The organism is Agrobacterium sp. LMR679, assembly GCF_027157905.1.
In the GTDB taxonomy this organism is placed as follows: Bacteria; Pseudomonadota; Alphaproteobacteria; order Rhizobiales; family Rhizobiaceae; genus Agrobacterium; species Agrobacterium leguminum.
Genome location: NZ_JAPVOJ010000001.1, coordinates 682,076 through 696,840 on the forward strand (window position 1 = coordinate 682,076; position 14,765 = coordinate 696,840).

At 55.6% G+C, this 14,765-nt stretch carries 16 protein-coding genes and 1 pseudogene; 8 read left to right on the forward strand and 9 right to left on the reverse strand.

Annotation, left to right across the window (positions count from 1 at the left end; translation table 11 throughout):
* The first annotated feature begins 8 nt into the window (after window positions 1-8).
* From O3W47_RS03180 to O3W47_RS03210, 7 genes and pseudogenes are all read left to right on the forward strand, one after another.
* Entirely contained in the window at window positions 9-209 is a 201-nt protein-coding gene (locus O3W47_RS03180) for a hypothetical protein (protein WP_269312954.1), read from the forward strand.
* Window positions 125-313 carry a putative entry exclusion protein TrbK-alt gene (gene trbK-alt / locus O3W47_RS03185; RefSeq protein WP_269313706.1) on the forward strand — a complete coding sequence of 63 codons (189 nt, stop codon included), beginning with the start codon at window positions 125-127 and terminating at the stop codon, window positions 311-313. The genes O3W47_RS03180 and trbK-alt overlap by 85 nt, the downstream gene beginning before the upstream one ends.
* Entirely contained in the window at window positions 306-1,703 is a 1,398-nt protein-coding gene (gene trbL, locus O3W47_RS03190) for a P-type conjugative transfer protein TrbL (RefSeq protein WP_269312955.1), read from the forward strand. Before trbK-alt ends, trbL begins: the two co-directional genes overlap by 8 nt.
* Window positions 1,700-2,389 carry a conjugal transfer protein TrbF gene (gene trbF / locus O3W47_RS03195; protein ID WP_269312956.1) on the forward strand — a complete coding sequence of 230 codons (690 nt, stop codon included), beginning with the start codon at window positions 1,700-1,702 and terminating at the stop codon, window positions 2,387-2,389. Before trbL ends, trbF begins: the two co-directional genes overlap by 4 nt.
* Before the next feature lie 41 nt (window positions 2,390-2,430).
* A complete protein-coding gene (gene trbG, locus O3W47_RS03200) occupies window positions 2,431-3,441 on the forward strand; it encodes a P-type conjugative transfer protein TrbG (RefSeq protein ID WP_442864612.1) in 1,011 nt (336 codons plus the stop codon).
* Window positions 3,438-4,652, forward strand: a complete 1,215-nt coding sequence (locus O3W47_RS03205; protein WP_269312958.1) for a TrbI/VirB10 family protein — start codon at window positions 3,438-3,440, stop codon at window positions 4,650-4,652. The genes trbG and O3W47_RS03205 overlap by 4 nt, the downstream gene beginning before the upstream one ends.
* Window positions 4,649-4,883: pseudogene (locus tag O3W47_RS03210) on the forward strand (DUF2274 domain-containing protein). The gene O3W47_RS03205 and the pseudogene O3W47_RS03210 overlap by 4 nt, the downstream one beginning before the upstream one ends.
* Window positions 4,884-4,888: 5 nt before the next feature.
* On the opposite strand, the gene O3W47_RS03215 reads toward O3W47_RS03210, so the two are convergent.
* The 3 genes from O3W47_RS03215 to O3W47_RS03225 form a co-directional block, all read right to left on the reverse strand.
* Window positions 4,889-5,812, reverse strand: a complete 924-nt coding sequence (locus O3W47_RS03215; protein ID WP_269312959.1) for a LysR family transcriptional regulator — start codon at window positions 5,810-5,812, stop codon at window positions 4,889-4,891.
* Window positions 5,813-5,962: 150 nt separating this feature from the next.
* Entirely contained in the window at window positions 5,963-6,694 is a 732-nt protein-coding gene (locus O3W47_RS03220; RefSeq protein WP_269312960.1) for a 4'-phosphopantetheinyl transferase family protein, read from the reverse strand.
* A 7-nt stretch (window positions 6,695-6,701) separates the two neighbouring features.
* Window positions 6,702-7,181 carry a cupin domain-containing protein gene (locus tag O3W47_RS03225; RefSeq protein WP_269312961.1) on the reverse strand — a complete coding sequence of 160 codons (480 nt, stop codon included), beginning with the start codon at window positions 7,179-7,181 and terminating at the stop codon, window positions 6,702-6,704.
* Between the two features lie 109 nt (window positions 7,182-7,290).
* On the opposite strand from O3W47_RS03225, the gene O3W47_RS03230 reads away from it, so the two are divergent.
* Complete coding sequence (locus O3W47_RS03230; RefSeq protein ID WP_269312962.1) at window positions 7,291-8,325, forward strand: LysR family transcriptional regulator; 1,035 nt, start codon at window positions 7,291-7,293, stop codon at window positions 8,323-8,325.
* A gap of 295 nt (window positions 8,326-8,620) precedes the next feature.
* On the opposite strand, the gene O3W47_RS03235 is transcribed toward O3W47_RS03230, so the two are convergent.
* From O3W47_RS03235 to O3W47_RS03260, 6 genes are all read right to left on the reverse strand, one after another.
* A complete protein-coding gene (locus O3W47_RS03235; RefSeq protein WP_269312963.1) occupies window positions 8,621-9,361 on the reverse strand; it encodes a L,D-transpeptidase in 741 nt (246 codons plus the stop codon).
* A 435-nt stretch (window positions 9,362-9,796) separates the two neighbouring features.
* On the reverse strand, window positions 9,797-10,744 hold the full coding sequence (locus tag O3W47_RS03240) for a VOC family protein (protein ID WP_269312964.1): 948 nt from the start codon (window positions 10,742-10,744) through the stop codon (window positions 9,797-9,799).
* 50 nt (window positions 10,745-10,794) lie between these two features.
* Window positions 10,795-11,316, reverse strand: coding sequence for a L,D-transpeptidase (locus O3W47_RS03245; protein WP_442864604.1), 522 nt, complete (start codon window positions 11,314-11,316; stop codon window positions 10,795-10,797).
* Window positions 11,317-11,476: 160 nt separating this feature from the next.
* Window positions 11,477-11,932, reverse strand: a complete 456-nt coding sequence (locus O3W47_RS03250) for a MaoC family dehydratase (RefSeq protein WP_269312965.1) — start codon at window positions 11,930-11,932, stop codon at window positions 11,477-11,479.
* A complete protein-coding gene (locus O3W47_RS03255; protein WP_269312966.1) occupies window positions 11,929-13,086 on the reverse strand; it encodes an FAD-dependent monooxygenase in 1,158 nt (385 codons plus the stop codon). The genes O3W47_RS03250 and O3W47_RS03255 overlap by 4 nt, the downstream gene beginning before the upstream one ends.
* Window positions 13,083-14,651: an AMP-binding protein gene (locus O3W47_RS03260; RefSeq protein ID WP_269312967.1), complete on the reverse strand. Its 1,569-nt coding sequence runs from the start codon at window positions 14,649-14,651 to the stop codon at window positions 13,083-13,085. Before O3W47_RS03260 ends, O3W47_RS03255 begins: the two co-directional genes overlap by 4 nt.
* Between the last annotated feature and the right edge of the window lie 114 nt (window positions 14,652-14,765).

Consider the following 14,765-nt stretch of genomic DNA (forward strand, 5'->3'; position numbering starts at 1 on the left):
TTCGGAAGATGGACACAAAGATCGCCGCCCGGATGATCGCCGTCTTCGCAATCGGTGCAGGGCTGACCGCCGCAATCACGGCCCTGCATGACGATGAAGACCGGCCCGATGCCGACGCCCCCGCATCGAGCGTTCGGGCGGTGATCCTTCTAGTAAAAGCGAGCTTGGTCGTTGCCGCGACCTTGGCACGGCGGCGCTCGAAGACGTAGCCTGCCGCAAGGCATGGGCGGAGAACCGCCGCCGCTTTTTCCGCGTGAACAAGCCGGATCGGCCGACGCCGCCTAAGGCGAGCGGGGAGACCGCGCATGAATAATGTCGGCGTTATCGACCGTTTCCTTGAGACCTTCACCAGCTATATCGACAGCGGTTTCGGCCTGTTGTCCGGCGAAGTTGCCTTCCTGACCTCGACGCTGATCGTCATCGATATTGTGCTCGCCGGCCTGTTCTGGGCGTGGGGCGCCGACGAGGACATTGTCCAGCGGCTCGTGAAGAAGACCCTCTATATCGGCTTCTTCTCTTTCGTCATCGGCAACTTCAACAACCTCGCCAAGATCGTCTTCGAAAGCTTTTCCGGGCTGGGCCTCAAGGCGGGCGGTTCCAGCCTGTCCGGCTCCGAGCTTCTTCAGCCCGGTCGAGTGGCGCAGGTTGGGCTTGACGCCGGCGAGCCGATCCTGACCGCCGTGGGCGAATTGACCGGCTATATTTCCTTCTTCGAGAATTTCATTCAGATCTTCGTGCTGCTGGTGGCTTGGGTCGTGGTGCTGATCGCCTTCTTCATCCTGGCGATCCAGATTTTCGTGACGCTCATCGAATTCAAGCTGACGACGCTCGCGGGTTTCGTCCTCATTCCATTCGCGTTGTTCAACAAGACCGCCTTCCTTGCGGAAAAGGTGCTCGGCAGTATCGTTGCGTCCGGCGTGAAGATATTGGTTCTGGCCGTGATCGTCGGTATCGGTTCCGGCCTGTTCAGCGAGTTCACCGTAGGTTTTTCCGAACAGCCCACCATCAGCGAAGCCCTGTCTCTGGTGCTCGGCGCGCTGGCTCTCATGGGACTTTCGATCTTCGGTACTGGCATTGCTACCGGTCTTGTCTCCGGTGCGCCGCAGCTTGGCGCAGGTGCGGCGGTCGGGACCGGCCTTGCCGCCGCCGGTATCGGTGCTGCCGGTTTCATGGCCGGAAAGGCCGGTTTGGGTGCCGCTGTAAGCGGAACCGGCGGAGCCGCGCGCGGTGGCGCTGCCTTGGCCGGTGGCGTCAGGACAGCCTACGGTCTCGGCGATGCTTCCGTGGGATCGACCGGGACCGGCGGCGGAGCGGCCGGCTTCGCGGCTGTCGCCCATGCAGGAGCCGGCCTTGCCATGAACAAGGGCAGGGATGCGGCCTCGCGCGCCGGCGAATCCATGCGCTCCAGCTATCGTTCCGGACAGGCCGCCGCGTGGAAAGCAACCGGCGGCAAGAACGACGTCAATCCGGGCGGCGCTGGTGGCGAGGCCGCCAATGATCCGGACTATGCGGCGTCGCAGCCCGCCAAGGCCGTTTCCGGTTCCGACATTTCTCCGCCGTCATCCGCACCCGATTGGGCGCAGCGGATGAAGCGCAACAGCACCATTCACCACGGCATCAATACCGCCGCGCACACGGTTCGTTCCGGCGATCACGGCGGCGGCTCCATGTCCGTCTCTCTCAATCAGGATGACAGCAAATGAATATCTTCAAGCGTCCTTCCGTGCGCTATGCCCGCACGCCAGAACCCGAAACGCCCTATCAGCGCGCCGGACAGGCATGGGACGAACGGATCGGCTCGGCCCGCGTGCAGGCGAAGAACTGGCGGCTCATGGCCTTCGGTTCTCTCTTCCTCGCCGGAGGCTTCGCTTCTGCCCTTGTCTGGCAATCGACGCGCGGCGCGGTGGTTCCGTGGGTGGTGCAGATCGATAAATTCGGCGAGGCGCAAGCTACTGCGCCCGCCGTGGCCGATTACCGGCCGACCGACCCGCAGATCGCATGGCACCTTGCCCGCTTCATCGAGCAGGTCCGGTCCATACCTGCCGATGCGGTCATTGTCCGGCAGAACTGGCTTCGCGCCTACGAGTTCGCCACGGATCGCGGCGCGATCGCGCTCAACGATTATGCGCGGGCGAACGACCCGTTCACCAAAGTCGGAAAGACGCAAATCTCGGTGGAGATTTCCAGCGTTATCCGCGCCTCTCCGGATTCGTTCCGCATCGCATGGGTGGAGCGTTCCTACGAGAACGGCCAGCTTTCCGGCACCGAACGCTGGACGGCCATTCTGACGGTTGTGATCCAGCAGGCGCGCACCGCCGAAAAACTCCGGGCCAATCCGCTCGGCGTCTATGTCAACGCAATAAACTGGTCGAAGGAAATGGGGCAATGAGAAGGAAGGTATCGCGTGTAAGGTCGCGTTTCGCGTCGGCAATGGTTCTGGCTCTGGTATCGGCAACCGTGCTGGCCGGTTGCGCCAAGAAGTATATCCCGCCGGAAATCGATTATGACGACGCGGCTCCCGCCATGCTCAGGGCCGATCCGGTCGCGCCGGTAAAGGTAGTCGAGGTTCCCAAAACTCTGCCGCTGCCCGGACAGTTGAAGCCTGTCGATGGCGGCAAGAAGACCGCCGAAGCGGCCGACCCGAAGGCCCGGATCAGTGCGGCCAATGAAGCGGCGCGTATGCAGCCCGTCCGTGACGGATTCATCAACGCCGTGCAGGTCTATCCCTTCGCGCTCGGCGCGCTCTATCAGGTCTATGCGGCCCCCGGTCAGGTGACGGATATTGCCCTTCAGCCGGGAGAAACCCTTGTCGGTTCCGGCCCGGTTGCTGCCGGCGACACGGTGCGCTGGATCATCGGCGATACCGAGAGCGGGACAGGTGCCACCAAACAGGTCCATATCCTCGTGAAGCCGACCCGGCCGGATCTTCAGACCAATCTTGTCATCAACACCAACCTGCGCACCTATCACCTGGAACTGCGCTCGACGGAAAAGACCTACATGGCATCCGTCTCTTGGCAATATCCGGCCGACCAACTCATTGCCCTGCGCCGCCAGAATGCGAAAGCGGCGGAAACCCAGCCTGTCGCGTCCGGTGTGGACATATCGAAGATCAACTTCCGCTACCGCATCGAGGGCGATGCAGCGCCCTGGCGGCCGTTGCGCGCCTTCGACGATGGCGCGAAAGTCTATATCGAGTTTCCATCCGGTATCGGACAGGGAGAAATGCCGCCGCTCTTCGTCATTGGCGGATCGGGCAATTCCGAACTGGTGAACTATCGCGCCCGCCAGAACTACTATGTCGTGGATCGGCTGTTTGCCGCCGCGGAATTGCGGCTTGGCGCCAAGGATACGCAGAAGCGCGTTCGCATCGTCCGCACCGATGGCCGTCCGGCGACCGCGAAGCGCACGGCGCTCTTCTCACGGAGCAGCGACCGATGACCGAGGCAGCGAAATCACCGGACGCGGATATTGCCGCGCAATTGCGCCTGCGACCAGAACCGCCGCGCGTCACGCGGCTTTCCCGCAAGGTTCTGATCGGAGCCGGCGGCGTGGCGGGCATCGCCATTGCCGCTGCCCTGTTCTGGGCGCTCGACACCAGCCGGCGCGGCAACCAGTCCGCGACGGAACTCTATAACGTGGACAACAAGACGCCTGCCGATGGGCTGGCCGGGTTGCCGAAAGATTACACCAACATTCCTAAACTCGGCCCCGCGCTTCCCGGCGACCTTGGCCGCCCGATCCTGCGGGCGCAGGAACAGGGCAAGCCTGTTGCCGCGCCAAACATCCAGACGCCGCGTGTCGATCCCGAAGAGCAGCGCCGCCTAGCAGAGATCGAGGCGGCGCGGTTGGCGAAGCTGTTTACCGATAGCCGTGGAGAGCGGACGACCGGCAATCAGCAGGTTGCATCCGCAACGGCGGCGACAGCAACAGGCTCCGGCCTCAACCTACCTGCCGAAACGCCGCCGCTCGACTCCGGTTCCACGCAGAACATGCAGGATCGCAAGCTTGCCTTCGTCAACGCCGAAACCGACCGCCGCTCCGTCAGCGCTGACCGCGTGCAGGAAAAAGCATCTGCCTATATCGTGCAGGCCGGCACCGTAATCGCCGCCGCGTTGATGACCGGCATCAAGTCCGATCTTCCCGGCCAGATCACGGCGCAGGTCACGGCGCACGTTTATGACAGCCCGACCGGGAGCCATCTTCTGATTCCGCAAGGTTCCCGCCTGATCGGCCAGTATGACAGCCAGGTCGCCTTCGGCCAGAGCCGTGTGCTTCTGGTTTGGAACAGGCTCATCATGCCGGACGGCACATCCATCATGCTCGAACGCCTTCAGGGTGCCGATCCCCAAGGCTATTCCGGTCTTGAGGATGGCGTCGATTACCATTGGGGCCAACTGTTCAAGGCCGCCGCCCTGTCCACGCTGCTTGGCATGGGAACCGAGATCGGCTCCAGCAATGACGAGAACGAAATCGCCAGGGCGATCCGTGAAAGCGCGCAGGACACGGCTTCCGACATCGGCCAGCAGATCGTGCGCCGCCAACTCAATATCCAGCCGACGCTTACCATCCGGCCCGGTTTCCCCATGCGTGTGGTTATTCAGCACGATCTGGTCATGCAGGCGTGGGACGCGGCGAAGGAGGATAAATGACCAAACTAAAGGTATCCGCGATCCCCGATGATCGGCCGGTGAAGATCACTGTCGAGCTTCCGGCTGTGGTGTTTCGGGATTTGCAGGCGTATGCAGATTTTGGCTCATATTGCCGGTGACGACGCCACACCGCCCGATCCAGGGAAGCTCGTTACCGCAATGTTGCAGCGTTTTATGGCGACTGACAAGGGGTTCAGGAAAGCGAAGCGATCCGATAAAACCGAGACCTGATTACCTCATTGTTTGTCGTGTCCTCCAAAGATATAGCGTTCGTGGAGCAAATGAATAAAGCGCTTCAACACTGGGTTTGTGTTGTCGGAGCGCCAATGAGCAAGGTAATGAACTCGCGCCACGTGTCCATTTGCTTGGATTTCCCGATAAGCGATCTCCGAATGGACAATGCCGGTGTCTGTCTCATAAACAAGTGCGACGCCATCGCCTTTTCGGACAAGCCCGAGCAGCGAATCTCGTCCCACATCATGGTGGACAATCTGCATCTCCGGAGCTTCACCGACATTCGAACGTAGCAGGTCCCGCAGCTCATTCCCTGGCTCATGGCGACGAAGAATGATTTTCTCCGTAGCGAAATCCTCCCAACTAATAGTCGATTTCACTACCAGAGGGTGATCGATCGGAAGGGCCACAAGGACGCGCTCACGCCACAACGGTAGGCAGGAATCGCCCGCACCAGCCTGTGACGTCGAAATTTTCACGTCAATCGCATTATTGTTTAAGGCTACCGCAAGATCAGACCGTGGCGCCTCCAGAAACTGGAGGGAGATTTCAGGATAGAGGCCGATAAACTGTTTGACGATATCGCAAAGTTCACCATCTAACATTGAAATATAAAAGCCAATCGAAAGCCTCCCGCTCGTTCCTGTCCGCGCTGTATTGGCCAAGCTTAGAACGCTTTCAAGATCAGTAATCACACGGCGAATTCCGTGCAGAAAATCCGCCCCTTCTGGGGTTGGCGTCACGCCATTACCCCTGCGGGTAAATATGCTGATACCAACCGATTCTTCCAGCGCTCGGATCTTCCGGCTAACTTGAGAATAATGAGTGTTCAGTCTCTTCCCGGCGCGAATGAAGCTCCCTTCCTCGGCGATAATCAGCGCCTGACGAAGCTGCATGAGTTGGACGTAGTTGAGGATCGGTCGCATAGTTAGAAAGCCTCGTTTTGATAGCAACCGGACCTGTTTTTCTGCCTATGGTATCGGTTCAAAAACCAGAAACGCTTTTTTTGGAAAGCACAATGCGTATCTTCAACAAGTTAGAGCATTTTATGTGTGTTTGAATGGACGTATGGCGCCTTAGATTGACTTCTGCCGTGACAGTTTTATGTATTGCTGCAGGTTACCTCTCCAGAAGCGCAAGGGTTGCCAAAATTCTGTGATAGCCACTGCGAGGGCATAACCATCGATCGCGGGAAGCTGAAAAACCGGATATCTCTTGTACTGGCTCGCAGTCTTGATTTCTGCAATTTCGCAAGGCCACCGTGGGCCTGAAAGGATTTCAATTCGTCGGGGATCAAAAGAGCCATCTGCTGAAAGCTTAAACGCGGCCTCCTTCTTGGCCCATAGAGTGAAAAGCAGACCCTGCTCATGCTTTCCATGCGTGCGAAGTTCGCGTTCGGAAAGCACCAGATCATCTGCCTCAACATGTAGCCGCGCCGCCGTGTCCTGGATATCGACGCCAATCGAGTTCCCATTAGACATCCCGATCAGAATAAAACGACCGCTGTGCGACAAGCTAAAATTGATGGCATCCTGTCCGCAAAGCATCGGCTTGCCACTATCTGCTATTCGAATGTCGATTCTTGATGGTGGTGTCCCGATTTTTCGTGAAAGTATGTGCCGCAAGCACGTTCGGGCGGCAAGAAACTGATGAGCGACAGGCGGGTGCAGTCGTGCTGCTCGTTCAAGTTCTTCGGTGGATAAAGCGTCTCGGTCCCAATTTCCGGAAATTTCGCAAAGAAAAATATCAGTTGCACCGGCAGAACCTGGCAGATCATAATCCCGTATAAGTTGCCAATCTGTCTCCATATGGGACTCAATAAGGGAGGCCATCTTTGGTATAGAAGGCGTAACTGCCGTCGGACTGGAATCGTATTGCGATATCGTCGAGAGGATATTCAACTTCGTCATTCTTGTTTCTGTCTCCCACCTCAATGATCATTGCAGGAAGTTTCGCACGATTCTCCAAGTGGTGGGCTGCTCCGTTCGGCAGAAAACCAGCACACATGCCGGGCTTCAACTCGATTTCCCCCTCGTCGCTTACTAGGGTGGGAGTGCCTTCGAGCACATAAATGAATTCCTGATCATGCGTATGGCGGTGGTGCAAAGAACTGTGCCCTCCCGGTGGGAGAACAGTCAAATTCACTCCGAAATTGCTCAATCCGAACGGCTCACCTAAAGGTTTTTTCACCCGGCCCGACAGGCGGTTGCAAAACTCGCCCGGATAAGGCGGTATAGGTCTTATCGCCGCCTGTTGGGCGTCGATTGCAAGTTTTTCCGTCCGCGTGCCGATCATAGTTCACCCGCAGCTATCTGAGTCCATTGCTTCGATAGTCAGTTAGTAGGATTGCTCCTCGTCCGTCGATACATTATGATGGCATTGCTGTCATAACGGAGAGTTATGAATGGATATAAATTCAGCATTGAAAGCATTTGTCAGGACGGTGGAGCGAGGATCTATAACGGGCGCAGCACGCGACCTTGCAATTTCTCAGCCTGCCGTCACGAAACACCTCCGTAATCTTGAGCGTCACGTTAACGCCCGACTGCTCGAAAGATCCTCGAAAAATGTTCGGCCTACAGCGCAAGGCATGGCGCTTTACGAAGCCAGCCGCCACGCTCTGGCTTCGATCGATGCCGCCCTTGAAGGGGTGCGTCTCAATATGGGAGAAGTCGAAGGAACGCTCCGGATTCATGCTCCTTCGTGTCTAGGCACTCAGCATCTTCACGGAATGTTAATGGAGTTTCAGGATCAGCATCCCAATATCAGCGCCGAACTGGTTCTGGATAATAGGACTGTCGACCTGATATATGAGAACTTTGACATAGCGGTTCGTTATGGAAAAATCGACGCTCAGGACGTGATTGCGAGGCGTATCGGTTGGATTCAGAGAATCCTTGTCGCGTCGCCCGAATTTTTGAAGAAAAACGGTAGGATTACTGCGCTAAGCCAACTCGCGGAGGTCGATCTTATTACCACATCGGCCATTATTTCTCCGAGAAACATGCTTTCTCTTTCCGATGGAAGCGAACGCGGAATTGAGGTGCCGGTAAAGCCGACTTTGAAAACAAACAATGCCCATGTTTTGATCAACAGCCTCCTTTCCGGCCGCGGGATCGGTCCTGTGCAGGTCAATCTGGTGAATGAAGAACTTCGCAGCGGCCGTTTAGTGCGCGTATTGCCCAAATATGTGGTCAAACCGACAGAGGTTTCGCTCACCTATCCGTCAACCAAGTTCATGCGGCCGGTCGTTCGCGCGTTTACAGATTTCATCATACCAAAACTGCGTACAATCGATGGTATTTCAGCGGAGCCTTATCCGTTAGTCGCCACGACTGCAGCAGTGTCTCAAGGTGAAAAAGCAGAGATTCATTCACACGCGTCATTAAGGAGTGCGTCAGATTCTCACGCTTTGGATGCGGTGTCCTCCGTCAGCTAACATACGATCTCCTACTTCAAAGTAGATCAAGATTCAGGACGATCTATGCAACGCCAGCGGACGACCGAAATGCTGTTGGCAGCGCGAGTTTGATCGGGCCATTCAAGCTTATCCCGCTCCTGATCTGTTCCAGGATGATCATATCACTCCGGCTTCTACAGCTCGTTCTCTGGATGTGATGGGAATAAAATGTGCGCAACAAAGAAACCTCGATCCACATTATTGCTAATATCGGCTGGCGGCAGATCGAGGTTTACATATCCTCCTCGAAATTGGCAGCTCCTCTTCAAAATGGTTAGGCTGGCAAAGCCAGACCGCCGATCGGGGATTGATGCACCACAATTCGAGCGTGGTAAGGCACACGCTCATAGAGATCGATCACGTCCTGATTAACAAGACGGACGCAGCCGGAAGATGTCGCCTTGCCGATGGAAAACCACTCCGGTGATCCGTGGAGGCGATACAGAGTATCTTCTCCGTTCTGGAAGATATAAAGCGCGCGGGCTCCAAGCGGATTGTCAATGCCTGGATTCATTCCGCCATTTGCGACCGAATATTTTTCCAGTTCGGGCTTGCGCGCGATCATCTCACTCGGAGGTTTCCATCGTGGCCAATGTTGCCGCCAATGAATGATGCCTTCTCCTTCCCATGAGAAGCCGGTACGCCCGATACCGACCCCGTAGCGTATTGCCGTTCCGCCCGGCTCAACGAGGTAAAGAAACCGCGCTGGCGTATCGACGACAACAGTGCCTGCCGGCTCACCCGTTGGGTCGGTAACCCTCTGGCGATAATATTTGGGGTCCATTTTTTGGTAAGGCACAGCCGGAATGACGTGCCCCTCATCCACAAGCGATGCGTAGCGCCTTGCCAGTTCATCACCCTGCGGCGTTTCAACTGGCTGTTGAGACGGCACCGGAACTGGTGCCATGAAATTTTGCGCAACAGGGTCTGTGGTTGTGCATCCGGCAAGGCCAGAGGCTATGGACAGTGAACCGAAAACGAAGGTGCGCCGGGATAGGTGTATAGGTTCAGTCATGATCGGGAAGGCTCCATATTACTTGGTGAGTGGTGCGCCAATGCCCGGCACACAAAACCCGTTCAGAAAAAAGGCTTGGTTTGCCGTGCATGTCCAGATGTTATGTGGTAATATGCTGCATAACCAATAGCTATATTGGTTATGCAGTGACAGTCGCGACACCACCATTATCAACACCCTTGGCGAACGTATTTTCGATCGCACGGAACTGTTGGCGCTTCCGGGGAGCTCGTGGGCAACCATGAATTCGACGCCGCGATGGGACAGACAGAAGGCAAGATAGCGGTGGGCGACATCACGCGTTCGAAGCAGGCAATTGAGCTAGTTAATGATCTAAAAAATCTGCGCATACGATGGATAGCACCACAGGGCGAAGCAAACCTGGCTTTGGCATCGCCGGCGGATTTTGGCCGTTGGTCATATAGGCATGCGATTTCAGACAATGACAAAACGAATCCTGTTCCCCCATGGATCGTCGATTTCCCATCTCTCTGCAATTTCCCAGATCGAAACACCGGCCACGCGCAAGCGAGCTTTTCGATCTTCCGATATGGCTCGATCCGTAACCGCGATCGAAAACCATGACAGGCCAAGTTCACGTTCTCCGCGCTGTCCTGCTTCGGGAATATCCCAGATGTTCACTGCCACATGGTGATGGTATCTGCCTGATGACATGAACACGACGCCCGGCGCGCGCCGAGTCACCTCGAATCCGAGCAGGCCTGAATAGAACGCCTCCGCGATTCCCAGATCACCTACCCTTAAATGGATATGACCAATACGCATCCGCGCCGGTGCAACCGAATAGTCGTCCTTATTCCGATCAACAAGTTCCAGTATCGGTTCAAGGTCCAAATCGAATACGCCCATGGCAACCTCGCCATCGTTCCATTTCCATTGTTCTTCGGAACGGTCAGCATAAATCTCGATTCCGTTGCCTTCCGGATCGTTCAAATAGACGGATTCCGTCACCTGATGGTCGGCAAGCCCGGTCACCTGAAAATGAAATGTGGCGGCATGGACAACCCAGCGTGCCAAATCCTTGCGTGTCGGCATCTCGAAAGCAAGGTGATAAAGACCCGCCGATCCTGCCGGAGCAGGACGCGCTTCAGATTCCCGCTCCAATTCAATCAGGCTGGTTCCTCCGATTCCAAGTAGAGCTCCGTTCTCAGTCTGGCGCATGACCTCAAGGCCCACGACCTGCTGATAGAAAAGCAGCATCCCGGGGAGATTCTCAACGTGTAGTGCGGCGCATTCGATGAACATGGGACGGCGATGCGCGGGGACTGGTTGTGGTCGACCAGATTGAGCCCGAACCCCGCCACTGACACATGCGGCACCAACAAGACCTGCGAGGAAAACGCGACGGTTCTGTCTGATCATGAATCTTTATCCCCTAATTTTCGTTTCTTCGCTCATCCCTCGTTCCAGTTTTAGACAGCGGCAGTTGGGTGTGCCGGCAATACTACGACCTTCGTGCCAATCGGCACGCGCCGATAAAGGTCTATAATGTTCAGATTGAGCAATCGAATGCAGCCGGATGAAACCATAGTGCCGATGGTCCATGGCTCAACCGTGCCATGAAGGCGAAAATAAGTGTCCAGCCCATTGCGATAGAGATATAAGGCTCTGGGGGCCAAAGGATTGCCGCTTCCACCCGGAGGGCCGGTTTTCAACGGGCGGTAACGTGCCGAGTGCTTCGCCCTGGAAATTAAAGGCTTCCTGCTTGCCAACACCGACGCCATACCGCAGCGCGCGCCCGTTCTCCAGAACCAAACAGGCGTAGCCGCTGCCGGATCAACCACAACCGTTCCTGGCCGCTCGCTTGTCTGGTAGACTACTTCGCGACGTAGGAATTGCGGCTCAGTAATTGTCGGAGGTCGCTGCTCATTTGTTGCGCAACTCACAAAAATAAGCGGTGTCCCGAGAATAAAATCACGTCTATTAATGCGCATCTCTTTTCACGATCCTCGCAGGAAGCATAAACCTTCGCGAGGAAAGCAAATCGCTACATTCAGGTCTATATAGTATGAGTGATTGGAACCATAACCGTTGGATATAATGCTCCAGAATTGGTCTGTCCGTGGCAGTGGAGTCGCAAATTATCACTACAGCCTAGTCGATCACCAAGCTGACAACAGTGCCTTGGACAAGCAGGAAGTTGTGTTCATTGCGCAATTCGCAATCAATCGTAACAATGTCACCACCTAAATGGCAATTATGTTTAATTTCAGTGATTTGCCATTTGGCCTTGAGCACTTCATCAACAAGGATGGCCCTACGGAATTTGAATGACATTTCCAAGCCGAGGCTCGGTTTGAGACGGCACAAATTCCACGCAACCGCTCCCGCCAGCATCGTCGTGGTTTGCGTCCCGGCGGCGATTAACCTGCCAAAACGAGATGCCTTAGCGATTTCATCGTCGTGATGCAGTGGATTTGGATCACCGGCCATAACCGCGAATTGTTTGATACTATCGGCGCTGAAGGCGACACTGCGGCTGAAGTTTTGACCAACAGAGAGCGGCATCGTCAATTCGTTCATATTTTCGATTGGCGCGCTGAGATTCATAGTTCTCTCCGGATATCGGACGGCTCCATGCGCCCGGCCGATTCCCATGCGTCGGCGAAAGACGCATCCATCTGCCGAAGACGCTGCGAATTCACTTTTCCGGTCCGCATCATGTAATCGAAGGCAAGTTGCACCGGCGCCAAATCCAGCTTGTCTTCGACTGTTTCATACCATTCGATGCTGTGGAGCGCCGACTGTTGCAAGTCTTCTGCTCCTTCTCTGTGTTCAGCTTCGAAAAGAGCCAAGGCACCATGAGGGTCCGAGCCACGCGCTGCGCATGCTCTTGCAAGGGCGAAGGCATCCTTCATTGCAGCTCTTGTTCCTGAACCGACGCTTGGATGTAGCGTTTTCAGCGCATCGCCAATTAAGCCGATATTTTGGTGAGACCACCGCTTTGTCCGTATAAGCTTCGGCGTGAACCAGACAGACCGGTTTGCAATGAAATGTCCGCCCTTAAGGAAGTCGGTAAAGAGCGCTGAACAAAAGGCGCGACTTTGTTCCGCTGCCATTTTGTCAAGTCCAGCCTTGCGCCATGTCGACGGGCTGCACTCTATAACGAATGTGTTGCGATTGGATTGATAGCGATAGGTATGGCCTACGAAGAGTCCAAATTCAGTTTGGTGAAATAGCAACTCAATCCCATCTGTTGTGCGTTCGCACGCATACCAAATTAGAAGATTGCGGCAGGCTGTGGCCTCCGGCTCGAATGTCTCTACGAATTGCCGCCGTACCAGACTGTTGACGCCATCAGCCCCGACGACAAGATCAAAATCCTCAAGTTCGGATATGCTTCCAATGGTTAGGTTTCGGACGATCTGCACGCCAGCGGAGAGGGCTTTGTCGGCCAGAAGTTCCAGAAGCCTCAATCGCGATATTCCAAAGAACACGTTGCCCGAAACCGGAACGCGTTGTCCATGATGTACAATCGTGAGGGTATCGAGGCGTTCCGAATGCGCCAGGATTGCGCCGCATAGCTTCGGATCGGCCTTACCGATTGATTTTAGCGCTCCATCAGAAAAGGCTATCCCAAAGCCATAGGTCGAATCCCCTGGGGACTTTTCGAAAACGGTTATGTTGTGTTCAGAAGCAAGCCCCTTCAACGACGATGCAAAATAAAGTCCAGCCGGACCGCCCCCTACTACCGCGATTTTCATATGCCCTCCTGAACTTCGAGTGCTCCGGTTTCCAGTTGGATGCGACGGGCGATTTCATTACGCATTTCAGCCTTGTCCACTTTGCCGACCCGCGTAACGGGAAAGGCATCGACAATTTCGATGCGCTCTGGATGCTTGTAACGGGCAAGTCCATAATCAGTGAGGAACCGTCCCAATTCATCGACGTGAGGGCAAAGATAGCCTTTTCTGACAATAACAAAGGCACATGCTTTTTCTCCGAGAAGCCTGTCCGGCATCGCAATGACTTTTGCATCCAGAATGGACGGATGTTCGACAATCTTGCGTTCGACTTCTTCCGCTGCGAACTTTTCGCCTCCTCTGGAAATGTTATCCTTCAGGCGGCCAAGGAAGGTATATGAGACTTTGCCATCGATGTGATTCCAGCGCACCAGATCGCCAGTTCTAAAAAATCCCCCTTTGGTGAAAGTGCCAGCGTTCAGTTTGGGCGCGTCGAAATATCCGCGGATCATATGCGGCCCACGGAAACACAGCTCTCCTTCCATGCCCTCGCTAACGGCTTTCTCGCCATCGAGGTGGAGAACCTGTACTTCGTCGTTCGGACCCGTTGGGTATCCGCTGGAATGCAACCGGAGCTTTTCCGTATCCTCTGGAGCACCGGTCATCAGCAATCCTTCGGTGATCCCGTATAGATTGGTGGTGGGGACCGCGAGATGGCGTTCTATCGCGTCGGCGCGATCCAACACAAAAAACATGCGCATTGAAGCCAGATCGCGTTTCGATGAATGTGGAACATCCAAAAGGCTTTGCGCGATCGGACCGATGCTGCCGGCATATGTGATTTTGTGGGCCTCGATCGCATCTAGGAAGGTGTCCCGATCGAACTTGCGCTGCAAAACCAGAGTTCCGCCGGCAAGGAGGATCGGAAACACCATTAACACCATGGCAGCGTTGTGTATGAGAGGAAGCGGCCAAAGGGCAGTTTCGGACAGGGACAGACGATGACGGCGCACCATGCTGCTCGCCTGTCCGAGGTATTCGCCGTGAAATCTCGGGATGATCTTCGGTACGCCGGTCGAGCCGCCTGAAAGCTGGAATGTCAGCACGTCGCATGGACTGACTTTGATGTTTTCGACGATTGATTTTGCGGTCGGGTAATCAATCCAACCTGAAAGATCGGATATAGATCCGTTGACATTCCCGGTCGGGATCACGGACTCGATATTCCCGTATTTCTTTGTCATCTGCGTCGCGAACGCCGACAAGTTGAAGGAGGGGGAGAAGTCGCTTTGAACAAAATAGGCACGGGGCTTTGTCAGTGCGATCATCGTTGATATTTCATGCTCGCGATGCTGGGGCAAAGTGCACACGGGAATGATGCCGGCTTTGTAGCACCCAAAGAGGGCACTGAGTGTCTCCTCGATCGTTCCCATCTGGAAGATGGCCCGGTCGCCGGGCTGCAAGCCCTTGCGAAGCAAGGCGGCCGCGATAATTTCGGTATTGGCATCGAATTCAGCGTAACGGAGCACCCCATTGTCGGATACAAGAAAAGGCTTGTCAGCGAGGGAAACCGCGCGTCGCCTCAACAGGCCCCCGCAGTTTCGGCAAGCGCCGAGCCATTGTTAAACGCGGCGATTGTTTCGCTTTCAGATGGGTAGACCACTCCCTTTATCGGAAAATGCGCATGCATTGAAAGTCCT